Source organism: Bacillus sp. JH7, assembly GCF_001563515.1.
Classification (GTDB): domain Bacteria; phylum Bacillota; class Bacilli; order Bacillales; family Bacillaceae_G; genus Bacillus_A; species Bacillus_A cereus.
Genome location: NZ_LPUS01000001.1, coordinates 3,092,052 through 3,108,077, shown reverse-complemented (window position 1 = coordinate 3,108,077; position 16,026 = coordinate 3,092,052). Strand labels below are relative to the sequence as shown.

The following is a 16,026-nucleotide window of genomic DNA, read 5'->3' as shown; positions in this document are numbered from 1 at the left end:
GGAGAGGACAGTAATTGGAACATTTACAGGAAGAATTGTATAAACAAATAAAAGAAGAAAAAGGTACAGTTACAATTTTCTTAAAGAGTGGCGTTAGAATAGTAGGAGAAGTTGTTGGAGTGGATAAATTTACAGTTTTAATCTTAGTGGATGGAAAACAACAGCTTATTTATAAGCAGGCTATATCAACAATAATGAAATAAGACACTCTTGTTGAGTGTCTTATTTCATTATTGCTTGCATGCCTCAACATCAATGCCGGCAGCAATTAACTTCTTTTCTCCATCTTGTTCAATAATTTTTTGTAATTTAGATAGGAAAGAATCAAAGTTTGTATGCTTTGCTACTTGGAATGTCATTTTATGTTCAATTGGTAGCCACGTATCAATATCAGCTTCGTTATGCTGGATTTTCACCTCAAGTTTATCGAGTGCATTAGCAACTTGTGCTTCGTATGTTTCTTTCGCTTCAAACTCCATCCATAAGTCATATAATTCCTCGCCGAGAGAACCTGTTAACGTTTGTTTAATATTTAAAATAGCCTCCAGTTCATTTTTTTGTTTTTGTAACTGTAATTCGTGACTATTCATTGTATCAAAAGCAGGAATATCACCAGCTTCGGCTTCGACTAGGTCGTGAATAATAACCATTTTAAGTAATTTCTCAATACTTACTTTTTGATCCAAATAAGGTTCAACTAAAATGGCCATTAGAGACATCCGCCATGTATGTTCGGCAACACTTTCTTGACGTCCGTTGGAAAGCCAGCTATGTCGCATTTCATATTTTAGTTTTTCTGCTAATGCAATGACTTGTAAAATGTTGTGTTCCATCGTGATCCTCCTCATTTATTCATACCATAATTCTAATATAGAAATGAAATGTGTCAATTTCATGAGTATATTGCGATAAACAGATGATAAGCGTATAATACATGTTATATGTGAAAACGTATTATTAAAATAAAAAAATGTTATATAAAAATGGAAAGGAAAGGGCAGAAATATGGGAGAGAAAAATCAAGTATTAGCTAGACCACAAAGAAAAAAAAGGAAGTTTGATATTTCTAGCCCAGTGGGCATTATAGTAGGTTTCATTATAGTGATAGCGGCAATTATGCTTGGCGGCGGTGGAATAAAAGCTTTCAAAAACTTTTTAGATGTTTCATCTATTTTAATTGTCATAGGGGGAACAACAGCGACAATTGTTGTGGCATATCGATTTGGAGAAATAAAAAAATATACGAAAAGCATTTTTACTGTTTTACATAGAAGAGAAGAAGATTTAGAACAGTTAACGGATTTGTTTGTCGATTTTTCGAAAAAGTCTAAAAAGCACGGCTTGCTTTCTTTAGAGGTAGATGGAGAGCAAGTAGACAATCCTTTTATTCAAAAAGGAATTCGATTAATGTTAAGCGGTTACGATGAAGATGAATTAAAAGAAGTGTTATTGAAAGATATTGAAACGGAAGTGTATGAGTTAAGAAAAGGAGCAGTATTATTAGATAAAATTGGTGATTTTGCTCCAGCTTGGGGAATGATTGGTACGTTAATCGGTCTTATCATTATGCTCCAAAACTTACAAGATACATCGCAAATTGGTACAGGAATGGCAGTTGCGATGTTAACGACATTATATGGGTCTGTACTTGCGAATATGATTGCAATCCCTCTTGCGGAAAAAGTATATCGTGGTATTGAAGATTTATATACAGAGAAGAAGTTTGTAATAGAAGCAATTTCAGAATTGTATCGTGGACAAATCCCTTCTAAATTAAAGTTGAAACTGGATACATACGTATACGAAACAAAGGTAAAAAAGGTAAAAGGAGCAGCCTAATATTTCAAGGAGTGGTATGATGAGTAAAGGACCGCAAAAGGGATCGCCTCGTTGGATGACGACTTTTACAGATTTAACGATGTTATTATTAACTTTCTTTGTATTACTAGTTGCTACATCAAAGCAAGATGCAGTAAAATTGTCAAAGATGCTTGAAAAGTTTAGTGATACGGGGCAAGTAGATGCAAAAGTAATGGAAAATACAATACCGGATATTTCACATGAAAAAAATGATGAAAAAATGATTTCAAAAAAGAGAATGGATGAATTATATAAGAAGTTAAAAGCGTATGTAGATAATAACGGTATTAGTCAAGTGAATGTATATCGAGAGGATACAGGGGTAAGCGTCGTTATAGTAGATAATTTAATATTTGATACAGGCGATGCGAACGTTAAGCCCGAAGCGAAAGGGATAATAAGTCAATTAGTTGGATTTTTTCAATCCGTACCTAACCCAATTGTTGTAGAGGGACATACAGATAGTAGACCTATTCATAATGAGAAATTCCCTTCTAATTGGGAGTTATCTTCAGCACGAGCGGCAAATATGATTCACCATTTAATTGAAGTGTATAATGTGGACGATAAAAGGCTAGCTGCGGTAGGATATGCAGACACAAAGCCAATTGTACCAAATGATTCACCGCAAAACTGGGAAAAAAACCGTCGCGTTGTTATTTATATAAAAGAGTAGTATATTATTATTTTAATAATAAAATAATAAAAACACGAAAATTCTTTTAAAAAAATATTAAATTTTATCATTTTATTTTGTATAATGAGTGAGAATGATAAGGTGAAATATTAAGATATATTTATACATAGAAGGAGAGAATTAAAAAGAATGGCACATAAAATTTTGGTAGTAGACGATGCGATGTTTATGCGAACGATGATTAAAAACTTATTAAAAAGTAATGCTGAATTTGAAGTTATTGGCGAAGCAGAGAATGGGGTAGAAGCAATTCAAAAGTATAAAGAACTTCAACCTGATATTGTAACATTAGATATTACTATGCCAGAAATGGACGGGCTTGAAGCATTAAAAGAAATTATTAAAATTGATTCAAGTGCAAAGGTTGTTATTTGTTCTGCAATGGGACAACAAGGTATGGTATTAGATGCAATTAAGGGCGGGGCAAAAGACTTTATTGTAAAGCCATTCCAAGCGGATCGTGTAATTGAAGCTTTAACAAAAGTAGCAAATAGTTAATATAGAAGGGGTGCCACAAGGAATCAAAACAGTGATAGCGGATCGACGTGTGGCCCCCTTTTTTCTCATTGTAAAACACTAAATTGTTATACATAAATGAAATGTTTGTTAGACAGGTAGGGGATAAAAATGCAAACAGATCTATTAAATATATTTTTCGAAGAGTCAGAAGAACATTTACAGTCGCTAAATGAAAATGTGCTAGTGTTAGAACAAAATCCTGCTGATATGGATGTTGTAGGAGAAATATTCCGATCCGCTCATACATTCAAAGGTATGTCTGCGAGCATGGAATTTACGGAAATGGCTGATTTAACGCATAAGATGGAAAATGTGTTAGATGAAATTCGTCATGGAAATATAGTTGTAAATTCGGATATTATTGATGTGATTTTTGAGTGCATTGATAATTTGGAGAAGATGGTTGCAGATGTGCAACAAGGTGGAATGGGCAATATTGATGTAGCCTCAACTAAACAGAAATTAGAAGCATTATTGAACGGCAATGTAGAAACTCCTACGGAACATATAGAGCAAAATCATATAGACACCGATGATGCAGTTTCGCATGAAGTGCATATAACAGTTGAACAGCAAGCAATTTTAAAAGCGGTACGTGCTATTATGTGTATTGAAGCATTGCAAAATGTAGGGAATATACAAAAAACAGCTCCGAGTATTGAAGAAATTGAAGCAGATGCTTTCGGATTTGAATTTACAGTATTTATGGATACTGATTGTAGTATAGAAGAATTGAAACAAGTAGTACTTCATGTTTCTGAAATTGAGAAAGTGGAAGTAAAGCAAGGAGAACCTATATCGAAGGAAGTAGCTTCTAAAAAAGTCGTTACACAAGAAGTTGTGCAAGTAGAAGGAAAGCTACAACCAGCTGTGGCTACGCAGGTAGAATCACCAATAGAGGCAACGAATCAACCTTCAAGTGCTATGCCAGCTAAAAGTACTACAAAAACGAAAAATGCTAAAGTGGAGAATCGTTCAATTCGTGTTCAATTAGAGAAAATCGAAAGATTAATGAATATGTTTGAAGAAAGTGTAATTGAACGTGGGCGCATTGATGAATTGGCTCAAACGATTCAAAACAAGGAGCTAATTGAACATTTAAATCGATTAGGCGATATTTCAAAAGATATTCAAAATGTACTATTAAATATGCGTATGGTGCCGATTGAAACTGTATTCAATCGTTTCCCGCGTATGGTACGTATGTTAGCGAAAGATTTAGGGAAAAAAATCGATTTACAAATTACAGGTGAAGATACTGAAGTAGATAAAATTGTTATTGATGAAATCGGTGATCCGCTCGTTCATTTAATTCGAAATGCAATCGATCACGGTGTTGAAACTGTTGAAAAACGACGTGATGCAGGTAAAAATGAGACAGGTACGATTAAATTAGAAGCCTTTCATAGTGGAAATCATGTCGTTATTCAAATTACGGATGATGGAAACGGTATTAATAAAGGGAAAGTATTAGAAAAAGCGATTAAAAATGGCGTTGTAACTGAAGCGGATGCGAATAGATTAACAGATCGTGAAGTGTTTGATCTTATTTTCCAACCAGGATTTAGTACAGCTGAAGTTGTATCAGATCTTTCTGGACGCGGTGTCGGATTAGATGTTGTAAAACATACGATTCATAGTTTAGGTGGACATTTAATTATTGATTCTGAGGAAGGAAAGGGAAGTACATTTAGAATTGAACTTCCATTAACGTTGTCTATTATTCAATCTATGCTTGTTCAAACGAATGATAAGCGTTATGCTTTACCTCTTGGAAATATCGTTGAAGCAATTCGAATTAAGAGAGAAGACATCCAATCCTTACAAGGAAAAGATGTGTTAAATTATCGTAATCAAATTATTGAAGTGAAACATTTAAGTACTGTATTTGGTGAAAAAACAGTAGATGAGGCGTTTGCGTCATATGATGGTCAAATGGTTCCTGTGTTAATTGTTCGTAACACACATCGCAGCTATGGACTTATTGTAAACACAATTATCGGTCAAAGAGAAATAGTCTTAAAGTCATTAGGTGACTTCTTTGCAGAGAGTTCTAACTATTTCTCTGGTGCGACGATTCTCGGTGATGGACGAGTGGTCCTCATTTTAAACCCAGAAGGTTTATAATAGGAATGAAGGAAAGCTCCCCACTTGTATACAATTGGGGAGCTTTTTGGCTAATCGTTACGAATCTAATAATGGATACATAGTAACGTTTTATACTAATGAGTTTGCTAAAATAAGAGTTTATATTATTTGATAGAAAAACAGAAATGAGGAGGCAGGGAAAATGCCTGAGCAACACACAAAAGGGGATACGAGCACGATTGTGCTAGAAAAAGAAAATGAGCATTTAACGCCTCAAGAATGCGATATTCTTGGCGAAATTGCAAATATATCATTTGGTTCAGCTTCGACTGTATTATCAACAATTTTAAATAGGCAAGTAAGCATTACTGCTCCTCGTATAGAGTTGGTAGATTTATATGATTCAAGAGATGTCGAAGTTCCACATGTTGTATTAAACATTCATTTTACAAAAGGATTAGATATGGAAAACCTTCTTGTTCTTAAGCAAGATGTTGCATTGTCCATTGCTGATTTAATGATGATGGGAACAGGTGAAGTGGAGGACGGAAAAGAACTTGGTGAATTAGAGCTAAGTGCTGTACAAGAAGCGATGAATCAAATGATGGGATTCGCAGCTACATCTATGTCGGAATTCTTCCAAGATACAGTAGATATGTCTCCGCCGACGATTAAAGTTGTAAAGTTATCAGAAGAAATGGAGAAAATCTCTGAAATCGATGGGAATCATACGATTGTTAAAGTATCGTTTGATTTAAAGATAGATAATCTTGTAAACTCTAAACTTGTACAAATTGTTTCAGTTGAGCATGCGAAACAAATGGTAAATAAATTAATGCAATTATCTGGTGGAGTAGAAGAAACAGACGAACCAGCAGAAGTAGTGGAAACTGAGATTGTAGAAGAACAAGTTGAAAAAGAGCATTTAACACAAGAAGAGAAAGATGTTCTTGGTGAAATTGCAAATATTTCAATTGGTTCCGCTTCAACAGTATTATCAACGCTTTTAAATCAGCCAGTTACAATTAGTACACCAAATGTGGAAGCAATCAATGTTCGTCATTATGATGGAGTACCAGTACCATTTGTTATTTTAAATGTCGACTTTGTTGAAGGGCTAAAGAATGAGAATGTATTCGTATTTACGAAAGATGTTGCCTTAACAATGGTAGATTTAATGATGATGGGAACAGGGGAAGTTGACCCAGAGAAAGAGCTTACTGAATTAGAACTGAGCGGTATTAAAGAAATTATGAACCAAATGATGGGTCATGCTGCTACGGCGATGTCAGAAATGTTTCAAGAAAAAATGGACATGACGCCGCCAAATGTTAAATTTGTAACGTTAAAAGAAGAAATGGAATATTTGGGAGAGTCAATGGAAGTGGACGAACTCGTTCAAATTACGTTCAATCTTGAAATTGGCGATTTGCTTCAATCGAAGATGTATCAAATTTTGCCAATTTCCGAAGCGAAAGAAATGGTAAGGCGACTTCTGTATCCGATGGTGGAAGAAGAAGAGATTGCCACAGAAGAAATTGAAGAAGAAAAAATTGTAGAACCAGTTGTGCAACCTATTGAATTTAAAGAAGTAAAACAAATGGAACCAGTATATATGGACACGTCCATTCTACAAAATGTAGAAATGAACGTGAAATTTGTATTTGGAAGTACAGTGAAAACGATTCAAGATATATTAAGTTTACAAGAAAATGAAGCAGTTGTACTAGATGAGGATATTGATGAACCGATTCGTATTTATGTAAATGATGTATTAGTGGCGTATGGTGAACTTGTAAATGTAGATGGATTTTTTGGAGTAAAAGTGACGAAATCACTATAAGGCATTGAAATAGGAGTTTGAACTAGTAGATGAAAAACGTAAAGTTTTTTCTAATGAGTTGGCTATGCATACATGTGTGCTTGTTCTTCCCCTTGCAAAGTCAGGCTGAGGAACAAATTGAGTCAGATCAAAAAATAAATGAAGTGAATGTACAAGAAGAAAATAAGGAATCTCAAGAATCGTCAGAACAAGTGGAAACGAAGCAAGATGAAGAGAAACAAAAAGAAGCAGAGCAACAAGAAGTAGAACAACAAGAAGTAGCAAATAAACAATTGAATGAAAGAAAGATAGAAACGGAACAGGGAATTATTACAGTAAATAAGCCGGAGCTTAAAGTTGGCGAAGAAGTGCGAATTGCTGTAGAACCAAATGGGAAAAACATTCAAAGTATGAAAGGTATATTGCAGCTACAAAAAAATGGCGAGCGATATGCGCAAGAAAGAATACTATCTTTTGAGTATGATGAAGAAACGAAGAGCTGGGTTGCTAACTATAAAGCAGGGAATTTTGATTTGCAAGGTGATTGGAATCTTCAGCTCGTTCAAAGTTACAAAGAGAATGAGAAAGAAGAAATCGTAAAAAATGAAGTGAAAGTCCCGCTCATTCGTATTAAAAATGAAACGCCAACTATAGATAAAGAATTGCCTAAGTTACAGAAAGTTACTATTGATGAAGTAAAAGAGAACTTAGTTGAACGAAAACAGGGAGATTCTATACATATACGAGTAAAAGCGTCAGATATAGAATCGGTTGTAAAAGAAGTGCGCGTTACATTAAAAGGGAAAGAAAATAAAGAGCTTTCGTTTTTATTAGACTACAACAAGCATGATATGGATTGGCAAAAAGTATTTGAAATAACAGAAGCATTGCCGGCTGGGCCATACGAATTACTTGTAGAGATAATAGATGCAGCAGGTAATAAACTTGTTGAAGAAAGTGAATATACCATTTCTGTTTTGGCGCCAAAAAACGAAGATGATAAAAAGATAGAAGAGAAAGAGAAAGAAGAGAAATTAGATAATAAACTAGAAAATGAATTAGAAGGTAAGAAAGAAAATGAGAAGCAAGAAGATTTGAAAATCAAAAACCCGCTTCTAGAAGAAAAATTGCCGGTTGTTCAAATTCCGAAGCAAGATGAGAAAGTAAATAAGTTTATAAAAGAACCGTTGAAAGAGAAAGAGAAATTTACTTACGTTATAAAAGAGCCGTTCGAAGACAACAAGGAAGTACATAAGGCGAAGGACCAAAAAGAGAAAAATAACAAACAAGTTGTCTCTAAAAAGAAAGAACAAAAAGAAGAAACGAAAGACAAGGAAGAAGAAAAAGGTGAACAGGGAGTACAAGCTTCGGATGTATTTACTATCATGTCAGGTTTGTTCGTACTGTTTTTAGTTTTAAAGAGTAATAAAGAATGGGGCTAATTATTTCATAGTAGTGGAGGCGCTTAAATGGAGATTAAACGTACGACAATTGAAGATAAGACGCTACAACCATTAAAACAGCCTGCAGCTATTTCGGAACATGAAATCCAGAAAGAACGAAAGCGTAGCAATTTAGTGTTTACTGGACAGTCTAAAATTATTTCGAAAAATAATGAGATAGGTATTTTACTTGCAAGTTTAAGTGATGGAAAGATTATGAAGGAAATGCTTTCTAAAGAGATGGATACAGTGTTACAACTTTTTAAAAAGTTACATACGTTATCTGAAGAAGGAAAGCAATCAGAAAAAGTGTTTGAACAAGTAATTAGAAGCCTGCAAGGACTTGTTAAGCAGGCGCATATAAAAGAACTTCCTTTGTTAGATGGAACATATGATTTCGCTGAAGTGCAACTATCATTTGGTAGAAAAGTACATATTCCTTTACTAGATGTAAGTGCACTCATCTCTAGAGTGGAAAGTGATTCTTCAGAAGGAAATATAAATTTGATGGTAACGGTTATTACTGCTTATATAACGAAATTGTCTAACGAAACGATTTTAATTAGCGTTACAGACCGCATTGCTAAAGATCGGGATGTAAGTGTATGGAGAGCGCTTGCGGAAATGAACATGACACAATTATCACAGGCATTGAAACAAACGATGCAAGAACATAAATGGTCTATGACGTTTCTTTTTCTCTTCATATGGATTGTCGGTATTATTTTAATTCGAGTTATGTAAAAAGGTCGTCACTCCATTGTGACGACCTCTTTTATATTTTTTCGTAGAAGAATGTATCAAATCGCTGAAGATTGTAACGTTCGGGTGTTAAAATTTGTTCCGTACTACCAACAAATAGTACACCGCCTTTTCGTAAAGAACGACTAAATTTTTCGTAAAGTTTTACTCTTGCTTCTTCTGTGAAATATATCATTACATTACGACAAATAATCAAATCATAATTTGTATCGAATGACTGCATTAAAAGGTCATGTTGTTTAAACGAGACGTTTTGTTTAATGTTTTGATGCAATGAATATAGACCATTCTCTTTTGTGAAATGACGTTCTTTCAAATCAGTAGGTAATTCCTTTAACGAACGTTCTGTATATTGAGCGCGTTTTGCGGTTTCTAAAATATGAAAATCAAGATCTGTTGCTTGAATTTCAAAACGAAATGGAGCTAGATGCTTTGATAAAATTAAAGAGAGTGTATATGGTTCTTCACCAGCAGCGCAAGCGGCACTCCATACCTTTAATTTTCCGCTATTTTGTTCGAGTAATTTTGGTAGTGCTTTCGACTCTAAAGTTTGCCATCGTTCTTTATTTCTAAAAAACTCTGAAACGTTAATTGTAATATAGTCAATAAAATTTAAAAATAAATTTTGATCAGCGCGTAATTTGTTTAAAAAATTAGTGTAGTTTTCGAAGCCTTTTCTCGAAATGAAAGCATCGATTCTACGGCGCATTCTATCTTGTTTATATGAAGCGATGTCCATATTGAATTGTTGTTTAAAACTCGCGATAAAATGATCATAATCTTGTTCAATTATCATATTTACAATGGGCACAATAATGGTATTGTGCCTCCCCCTTTACATCATACGAATTTTTTGTTCAAAGCTTTTTTTCATTTGCTTTTCATGTAATCCTGGTAAATCATAAATGACAGCATCAATACCTGCTTCTTTTGCAACATCGACAGGGATGACAGATGTATGTTTGTCCCCGTTATAAAAACAGAGAACTAAATCAGTGTCTTCAATAATTTGTTTAACAAAAAACATATAATCTGATCGGTAAATGGAGTCAGAAGGATGATCAAAAGCAACATATTCGGCTCCGTGTTTTTTTAAGTAATCAACGACTTCTTGAAATTCATCTGTTATCGCTTGTAATGGTTGCAGCGTGTAAAGGCATAAATTTTGAGCGAGTCTTTCATTCTCAACGAAAAAACGAAGAACCTCATTTTCAATAGATTTATAACATAATATGTAAATTTTATGTTTGTGAGCATAGTCAGTTAAAAATTTTTTAATTTCTTCTTGATCTAATGCTGTTAATTGATTTGAACCACAAAGGAAAATATTCATAGAATTGTGCCACCTCATGCTAAATTGTAACATATCTTTTATAAAAAATAACTGCAAAATATTACTGTTCAGAGTATAATTATAAATAACTGGATTTTACGATTAAGTTTAGGAAGAAATAAAAAAATAAATAGGTGATATATATGCTACGTTCTATCTCGCATAATCCAATTTTATCGCATATACCGCCTGCTACTCAAATGCCGAAAGAAGCAAATGTCAGAACAGGACTTGCATTTTCGGATAATTTGCATGCAGATCCGAAAAAAGATAAATTACTAGAACAAATGGAAGCTTTTGTCGATAATATTGGAGAAATTAAAGAGAAAATTGAAATGGAATTAACGCTTGATAATGTAATGGAATACAAAAATACAGTAAAATCATTTTTGAATTTTTACGTGGATAATGTATTGCAGTATAAAGATGTCATGTCTCGTCACCCGCGTTACGGATATTCACAGAAAATGACGATTGTGAAACAGGCAGAAATGGGATTGAATGAATTAGAAGATGTTATGAATTTAATTAATACGAAAACAGGACATTTAGAAATGTTAAATCAAATTGGAGAAATCCATGGTTTAATTGTGAATTTAGTCTTGTAAAAGGAAGGAAGCTATATGTACATACAATTATATGAAAAACTCGTGATTATTCAAAAAGCGTATGAAAATATTCAAGCGCTTGGAGAGCAAATATATGAGAATTTAAAAAATAAAAATGTAAATGCAGTTCAAAAATTGCAAGTAGAGCAATTGCAGTACATTGATGGTTTAAAAGGGTTATCAAGCTCATTAGAAGAAATGGTTGTTCAGTTCTGTAAAGAACAAGGAGTTGAATCGTTTCGTGTAAGTGCGTTATTTTCGTATTTTTCTCAAGAAGAAATTGAAAAAATGGAAGAATTACAAAAAAACGTAACTGAATTAGAAGAGAATGTAAAAATGCTTCTTTTGAAAAATCAATATTACTTAAACGTACTATTAAAAACTACAGAAAGTATTGTGGATTCTGTTTCTGAATATAACTTAGAGCGAAACAATAATTCGCAAATCTTTATGAACGAACTATTGTAAAGGAGAAGTGAAGCTTTATGAGATTATCTGATTATAATACACCGCTATCGGGCATGTTAGCGGCTCAAATGGGGTTACAAACAACGAAACAAAACTTGTCTAACATTCATACACCGGGTTATGTTCGTCAAATGGTGAATTACGGATCTGCTGGAGGAAGTAAAGGGTATGCACCAGAACAAAGAATAGGGTATGGTGTACAAACGTTAGGTGTTGATCGTATTACAGATGAAGTGAAGACAAAGCAATATAATGATCAAATGTCACAGTTCTCTTACTATGCATATATGAATTCTACTTTGTCGCGAGTAGAGTCTATGGTAGGAACGACAGGTAAAAATTCATTATCTAGTTTAATGGATGGGTTTTTCAATGCTTTTCGTGAAGTTGCAAAAAATCCGGAGCAATCAAATTACTACGATACATTAATTGCTGAAACGGGGAAGTTCACAAGTCAAGTAAGTCGTCTTGCGAAAAACTTAGATACAGTGGAAGCACAGACGACAGAAGATATTGAAGCGCATGTTAATGAATTTAATCGACTTGCTGCTAGTTTAGCAGAAGCGAACAAGAAAATTGGACAAGCTGGTACACAAGTACCAAATCAACTATTAGATGAACGTGATCGTATTATGACAGAAATGTCTAAGTATGCAGATATAGAAGTATCGTATGAAGCTACAAATCCTAATATTGCAAGTGTTAGGATGAATGGTGTTTTAACTGTAAATGGTCAAGATACATACCCACTTCAATTACAGAAGGATAAAAAGCCAATGTCTGTACAAATATCTGGAACAGATATCCCATTAAGTGGTGGAACAATTTTATCGGCAATTGATACGAAAGCAAAGATTACAAATTATAAAGATAATCTGAATGAGTTTGTAAATTCGTTAAAAAAACAAGTGAATAATACTATGAAGAAAGAGCTTTTTGTAGGAGAAGATGCGAAGAAACTTGAATTGAATCCTGATTTTATAAAAGATATTTCAAAAATGAAAATTTCGGCTGAAACTGCCAACAACCTTGCGGCTATTACAGATAAAGGCTATAAGGATGGACTTACATATAAGCAAGCCTTAGATCAATTTTTAGTTGGTGTAGCCTCTGATAAAAGTTCAGTAAATGCATATCAAAATATTCATAAGGATTTATTAGAAGGTATCCAGCAAGAAAAGATGAGCATCGAGGGCGTAAATATGGAAGAAGAAATGGTTAATTTAATGGCCTTCCAGAAGTACTTCGTGGCGAATTCTAAAGCTATAACTACTATGAATGAAGTGTTTGATAGTTTGTTTTCGATTATTAGATAAGGAGTAGTCATGTATAGTTGGTAATTGGAAATATTTAAGGAGGAGATAGAAATGAGAGTATCTACATTTCAAAATGCAAACTGGGCAAAGAATCAGTTGATGGATTTAAATGTGCAACAGCAATACCACCGAAATCAAGTAACCTCAGGGAAGAAAAACCTTCTTATGAGTGAAGATCCACTTGCAGCAAGTAAATCATTTGCGATTCAACATTCATTGGCAAATATGGAGCAAATGCAGAAAGATATAGCGGATTCGAAAAATGTATTAACACAAACTGAAAATACTTTACAAGGTGTTTTGAAATCTTTAACAAGAGCAGACCAATTAACAGTACAAGCATTAAATGGGACAAATAGTGAAAAAGAATTGCAGGCTATTGGTGTAGAGATTGATCAAATTTTAAAACAGGTCGTCTATTTAGCGAATACAAAAGAACAAGGTCGTTATATTTTCGGTGGTGATAGTGCAAAAAATCCGCCATTTACAGAAGATGGTACGTACCAAGGTGGAAAAAATGATGTGAACTGGCAATTAAATGACGGTTATGAATTCAAAGCGTTCCGTAACGGAGAAGCATTATTATCCCCGGTTATAAAAACGTTAAAACAGATGAGTGAAGCGATGAAAAACGGTGACCAAAAAGCATTAAAACCGTTATTGGAAGGAAATAAGCAAAACTTAGATGGCATCATTAACCGTACAACTGAAGTTGGTTCGACAATGAACACAATGGAGACGTTTAAAACAATTTTAAACGAGCAAAATGTAGCACTTCAAGAAAACCGTAAAGAAATTGAGGATGTTGATTTAGCTGTCGCAATTTCTGATTTAGCTTATATAAACGCAACATACGAAGCAACATTAAAAGCTGTTAGTACGATGAGTAAAACGAGTATTTTAGATTACATGTAAATGATAAGGAGTGAAAAATATGGCAGGGACAATATCTAATTATGGTGACAGACAGCAAATATGGAATTTAGGAAATAACATAATAGATACAAAGAAGTTAGTAGATTTAGAGTTACAAGCATTGGAAATGAAAAAATCACCATACACTACACAAAAACAAACGTTAACAAATGAAAACAAAGTTTATGCGAGCATGAAAAAAGAGTTTGCAAATTTTGTGCAAGTATTCAAAGATTTAAACACATTTAAAGGTGATGAAAAGAAAACAACTTTATCCAAAGATGGTTTTATGACAGCACAGGCGGATGCTGCTGCAATTCCTGGAACATATACAATTACAGTAGAGCGAGTAGCAGAAAGGCATCAAATAACTACAGCTCCACTTACTCCCCCAAAAACTCCTGAAGGTACGGAGCAAAAGTTTAGTTTAGATTTAAAACTTGGAGTAGATGATGTATTTCAGATAAATGGAAAAGAAGTTAAAATCTCAAAAGATATGACGTATAAAGATCTTGTCAATAAAATAAATAATGGGAATTATGGTGCATCAGTATACACATTAGGGGATCAACTATTTTTCACATCGACTACTGCAGGAGAAGCTGGAGAGCTGAAATTAACGGATGGCGCCAATGGTTTTTTACAAAATATAGGGTTAGTTACTTCTGCGAAAAATCCGGATGGAACGAATGTTGTTGCACATCAAGTGACAGGAGCGATAAATGCTGAGTATACAATAAACGGAATTAAAGGAACTAGTAAAACAAATAAGATTGATACAATTCCAGGATTAACTATTAACTTAGAAAAGGTAACTACAGAGCCAATTAAATTAACTATCGAAGATTCAGATATAAAAAATTCGATAGATTTAATCAAAAAAATGAAAGATGAGTATAATAACGCTGTTAAAAGTTTAGATTTATTTTCTGGTGAAAATGGAGTAATGCAAGGGAATAATGTTTCATTTGCTATCAGTAATGCAATGACAAGCATTTTTAAATTTTCACAAGATGATAAGTATTTATTTTCTTTTGGAATTCAAATTGATAAAACAGGAAATATGACTCTTGATGAAGAAAAATTGAAAATAGCTTTTAAAGAGAATCCAGAATCTACAAAACAATTTTTCTTTGGCTTTAATGGTATTGGTCATGATATAGATAAAAAGCTTGAGGGAATCTTTGGAGATGAAGGGATTATCGGAAAACGCTCTAAAAGTATTGAAAAGCAAGTGACTGATTTAGAGAGAAAAATTCAAGATATTGATACAATTAATAAGAAAAAACAAGAATCAATTATTGATAAATATGCAAAGTTGGAAAGCCAGCTAGCATTGCTTGATAGTCAGCTGCAGACGATCAAAGCAATGACAAAAACCAAAAGTGATGATTAATGAAAGTTGAGGAAGTGATTATATGCAAGCATGGCAACGTTATATGCAAAATGATATTATGACTAGTAATCCAATTAAAAATACAATATTTATTTATGAAAGATGTATCGTAGAGTTTCGTAAATTAGAAGAACTTTTAAATACATTTAAACTTCAAGAAGGAGACGACCTTCTTGAAAAGTTAGAACGTATATTTGAAGAGTTGAAGCTTCAATTAAATCCTGATATTTCAAAAGATTTATATGACAGTCTATTTGGTTTATACGATTGGATTAGCATTCAAATTCAAACGATGAAAGTAACGCGTGAAGCAAAAGACATTGATGCGATTGTACAAGTGTTACAAGATTTAATAGACGGTTACCGTGGAGCACTTGAAAATGAACAATGATATTTATCGAACGTTTGTCAGCTGTTTTAATGAAATCGGTGAATTACAAGTGTCAGATGAAGAGTTTGCTGAGAAGAGTGAGATGTTAAATCGTTGGATGATGACACTAGATGAAGAAAGACGTGCACAAGTTGCAGCAGAAGTAAGCCCATTCATTATTAAGGCAGCGCAGCATATTCGAGATAAGCAAAAGATTTTAGAAGAAATGATTATGGAAAATGATGGGCGAATGAAAGCTAATTCATTTTATGGTAAATATTAATGATAAAGTATGGAAACGGATTGCCCTTTTTAAAAGGGGATCCATTCCTTTTTTAAGTAAAGAGTTCCGCTGATTGAGGTTTCACTTTATGCCTGTAATGAGGGAGTAATCTGAATAATATAAAAATATTTTGATTTATATTTCATA

At 33.6% G+C, this 16,026-nt stretch carries 18 protein-coding genes; 15 read left to right on the top strand and 3 right to left on the bottom strand.

Translation table 11 applies throughout. From position 1 onward, the window contains the following. Nucleotides 1-14: 14 nt before the first annotated feature. Entirely contained in the window at nucleotides 15-203 is a 189-nt protein-coding gene (hfq, locus tag AU379_RS15565) for an RNA chaperone Hfq (RefSeq protein WP_000400665.1), read from the top strand. Between the two features lie 27 nt (nucleotides 204-230). On the opposite strand, the gene AU379_RS15560 is transcribed toward hfq, so the two are convergent. Then, a complete protein-coding gene (locus AU379_RS15560; RefSeq protein ID WP_000400781.1) occupies nucleotides 231-833 on the bottom strand; it encodes an HD domain-containing protein in 603 nt (200 codons plus the stop codon). Nucleotides 834-1,005: 172 nt separating this feature from the next. Here AU379_RS15560 and AU379_RS15555 point away from each other — a divergent pair, with 172 nt between their 5' ends. The 7 genes from AU379_RS15555 to AU379_RS15525 all read left to right on the top strand — a co-directional run bounded on the left by AU379_RS15555 (nucleotide 1,006) and on the right by AU379_RS15525 (nucleotide 9,172). Continuing rightward, nucleotides 1,006-1,839 (top strand): flagellar motor protein MotP, encoded by an 834-nt coding sequence (locus tag AU379_RS15555; RefSeq protein ID WP_025967094.1) that lies wholly within the window; start codon nucleotides 1,006-1,008, stop codon nucleotides 1,837-1,839. 19 nt (nucleotides 1,840-1,858) lie between these two features. Beyond that, the gene (locus AU379_RS15550) at nucleotides 1,859-2,536 is read left to right on the top strand and encodes an OmpA family protein (RefSeq protein ID WP_000033627.1); all 678 of its coding nucleotides are present in this window, start codon (nucleotides 1,859-1,861) and stop codon (nucleotides 2,534-2,536) included. 150 nt (nucleotides 2,537-2,686) lie between these two features. After that, nucleotides 2,687-3,055: a response regulator gene (locus AU379_RS15545; protein ID WP_000940568.1), complete on the top strand. Its 369-nt coding sequence runs from the start codon at nucleotides 2,687-2,689 to the stop codon at nucleotides 3,053-3,055. Nucleotides 3,056-3,184: 129 nt separating this feature from the next. Continuing rightward, nucleotides 3,185-5,203, top strand: coding sequence for a chemotaxis protein CheA (locus AU379_RS15540; protein ID WP_030024801.1), 2,019 nt, complete (start codon nucleotides 3,185-3,187; stop codon nucleotides 5,201-5,203). A 163-nt stretch (nucleotides 5,204-5,366) separates the two neighbouring features. Further along, on the top strand, nucleotides 5,367-7,007 hold the full coding sequence (locus AU379_RS15535) for a flagellar motor switch protein (protein WP_001115010.1): 1,641 nt from the start codon (nucleotides 5,367-5,369) through the stop codon (nucleotides 7,005-7,007). Nucleotides 7,008-7,036: 29 nt separating this feature from the next. Beyond that, the gene (locus tag AU379_RS15530) at nucleotides 7,037-8,428 is read left to right on the top strand and encodes a hypothetical protein (protein ID WP_061139471.1); all 1,392 of its coding nucleotides are present in this window, start codon (nucleotides 7,037-7,039) and stop codon (nucleotides 8,426-8,428) included. 27 nt (nucleotides 8,429-8,455) lie between these two features. Then, nucleotides 8,456-9,172, top strand: coding sequence for a hypothetical protein (locus tag AU379_RS15525; RefSeq protein WP_030024807.1), 717 nt, complete (start codon nucleotides 8,456-8,458; stop codon nucleotides 9,170-9,172). A 31-nt stretch (nucleotides 9,173-9,203) separates the two neighbouring features. On the opposite strand, the gene AU379_RS15520 is transcribed toward AU379_RS15525, so the two are convergent. Both AU379_RS15520 and AU379_RS15515 read right to left on the bottom strand, forming a co-directional pair. Beyond that, a complete protein-coding gene (locus AU379_RS15520) occupies nucleotides 9,204-9,986 on the bottom strand; it encodes a protein-glutamate O-methyltransferase CheR (RefSeq protein ID WP_021728666.1) in 783 nt (260 codons plus the stop codon). Nucleotides 9,987-10,025: 39 nt separating this feature from the next. After that, nucleotides 10,026-10,523 carry a flagellar motor switch protein FliG gene (locus AU379_RS15515; protein ID WP_001020110.1) on the bottom strand — a complete coding sequence of 166 codons (498 nt, stop codon included), beginning with the start codon at nucleotides 10,521-10,523 and terminating at the stop codon, nucleotides 10,026-10,028. A 143-nt stretch (nucleotides 10,524-10,666) separates the two neighbouring features. Here AU379_RS15515 and AU379_RS15510 point away from each other — a divergent pair, with 143 nt between their 5' ends. Genes AU379_RS15510 through AU379_RS15480 form a run of 7 tightly spaced genes read left to right on the top strand, consistent with a single transcriptional unit; the run spans nucleotide 10,667 to nucleotide 15,879 of the window. After that, entirely contained in the window at nucleotides 10,667-11,131 is a 465-nt protein-coding gene (locus AU379_RS15510; RefSeq protein WP_000946323.1) for a YaaR family protein, read from the top strand. Nucleotides 11,132-11,146: 15 nt separating this feature from the next. Then, a complete protein-coding gene (locus AU379_RS15505; RefSeq protein WP_000275885.1) occupies nucleotides 11,147-11,599 on the top strand; it encodes a hypothetical protein in 453 nt (150 codons plus the stop codon). Nucleotides 11,600-11,616: 17 nt separating this feature from the next. Beyond that, nucleotides 11,617-12,915, top strand: coding sequence for a flagellar hook-associated protein FlgK (flgK, locus tag AU379_RS15500; RefSeq protein WP_016109692.1), 1,299 nt, complete (start codon nucleotides 11,617-11,619; stop codon nucleotides 12,913-12,915). Nucleotides 12,916-12,966: 51 nt separating this feature from the next. Then, nucleotides 12,967-13,830, top strand: a complete 864-nt coding sequence (locus AU379_RS15495; protein ID WP_001266411.1) for a flagellar hook-associated protein 3 — start codon at nucleotides 12,967-12,969, stop codon at nucleotides 13,828-13,830. Nucleotides 13,831-13,849: 19 nt separating this feature from the next. Continuing rightward, nucleotides 13,850-15,226 (top strand): flagellar hook-associated protein 2, encoded by a 1,377-nt coding sequence (locus AU379_RS15490; protein WP_061139470.1) that lies wholly within the window; start codon nucleotides 13,850-13,852, stop codon nucleotides 15,224-15,226. 22 nt (nucleotides 15,227-15,248) lie between these two features. Further along, a complete protein-coding gene (locus tag AU379_RS15485; protein ID WP_012260665.1) occupies nucleotides 15,249-15,617 on the top strand; it encodes a flagellar protein FliS in 369 nt (122 codons plus the stop codon). After that, nucleotides 15,607-15,879: a hypothetical protein gene (locus AU379_RS15480; protein ID WP_001058085.1), complete on the top strand. Its 273-nt coding sequence runs from the start codon at nucleotides 15,607-15,609 to the stop codon at nucleotides 15,877-15,879. Before AU379_RS15485 ends, AU379_RS15480 begins: the two co-directional genes overlap by 11 nt. The last annotated feature ends 147 nt before the right edge of the window (nucleotides 15,880-16,026 follow it).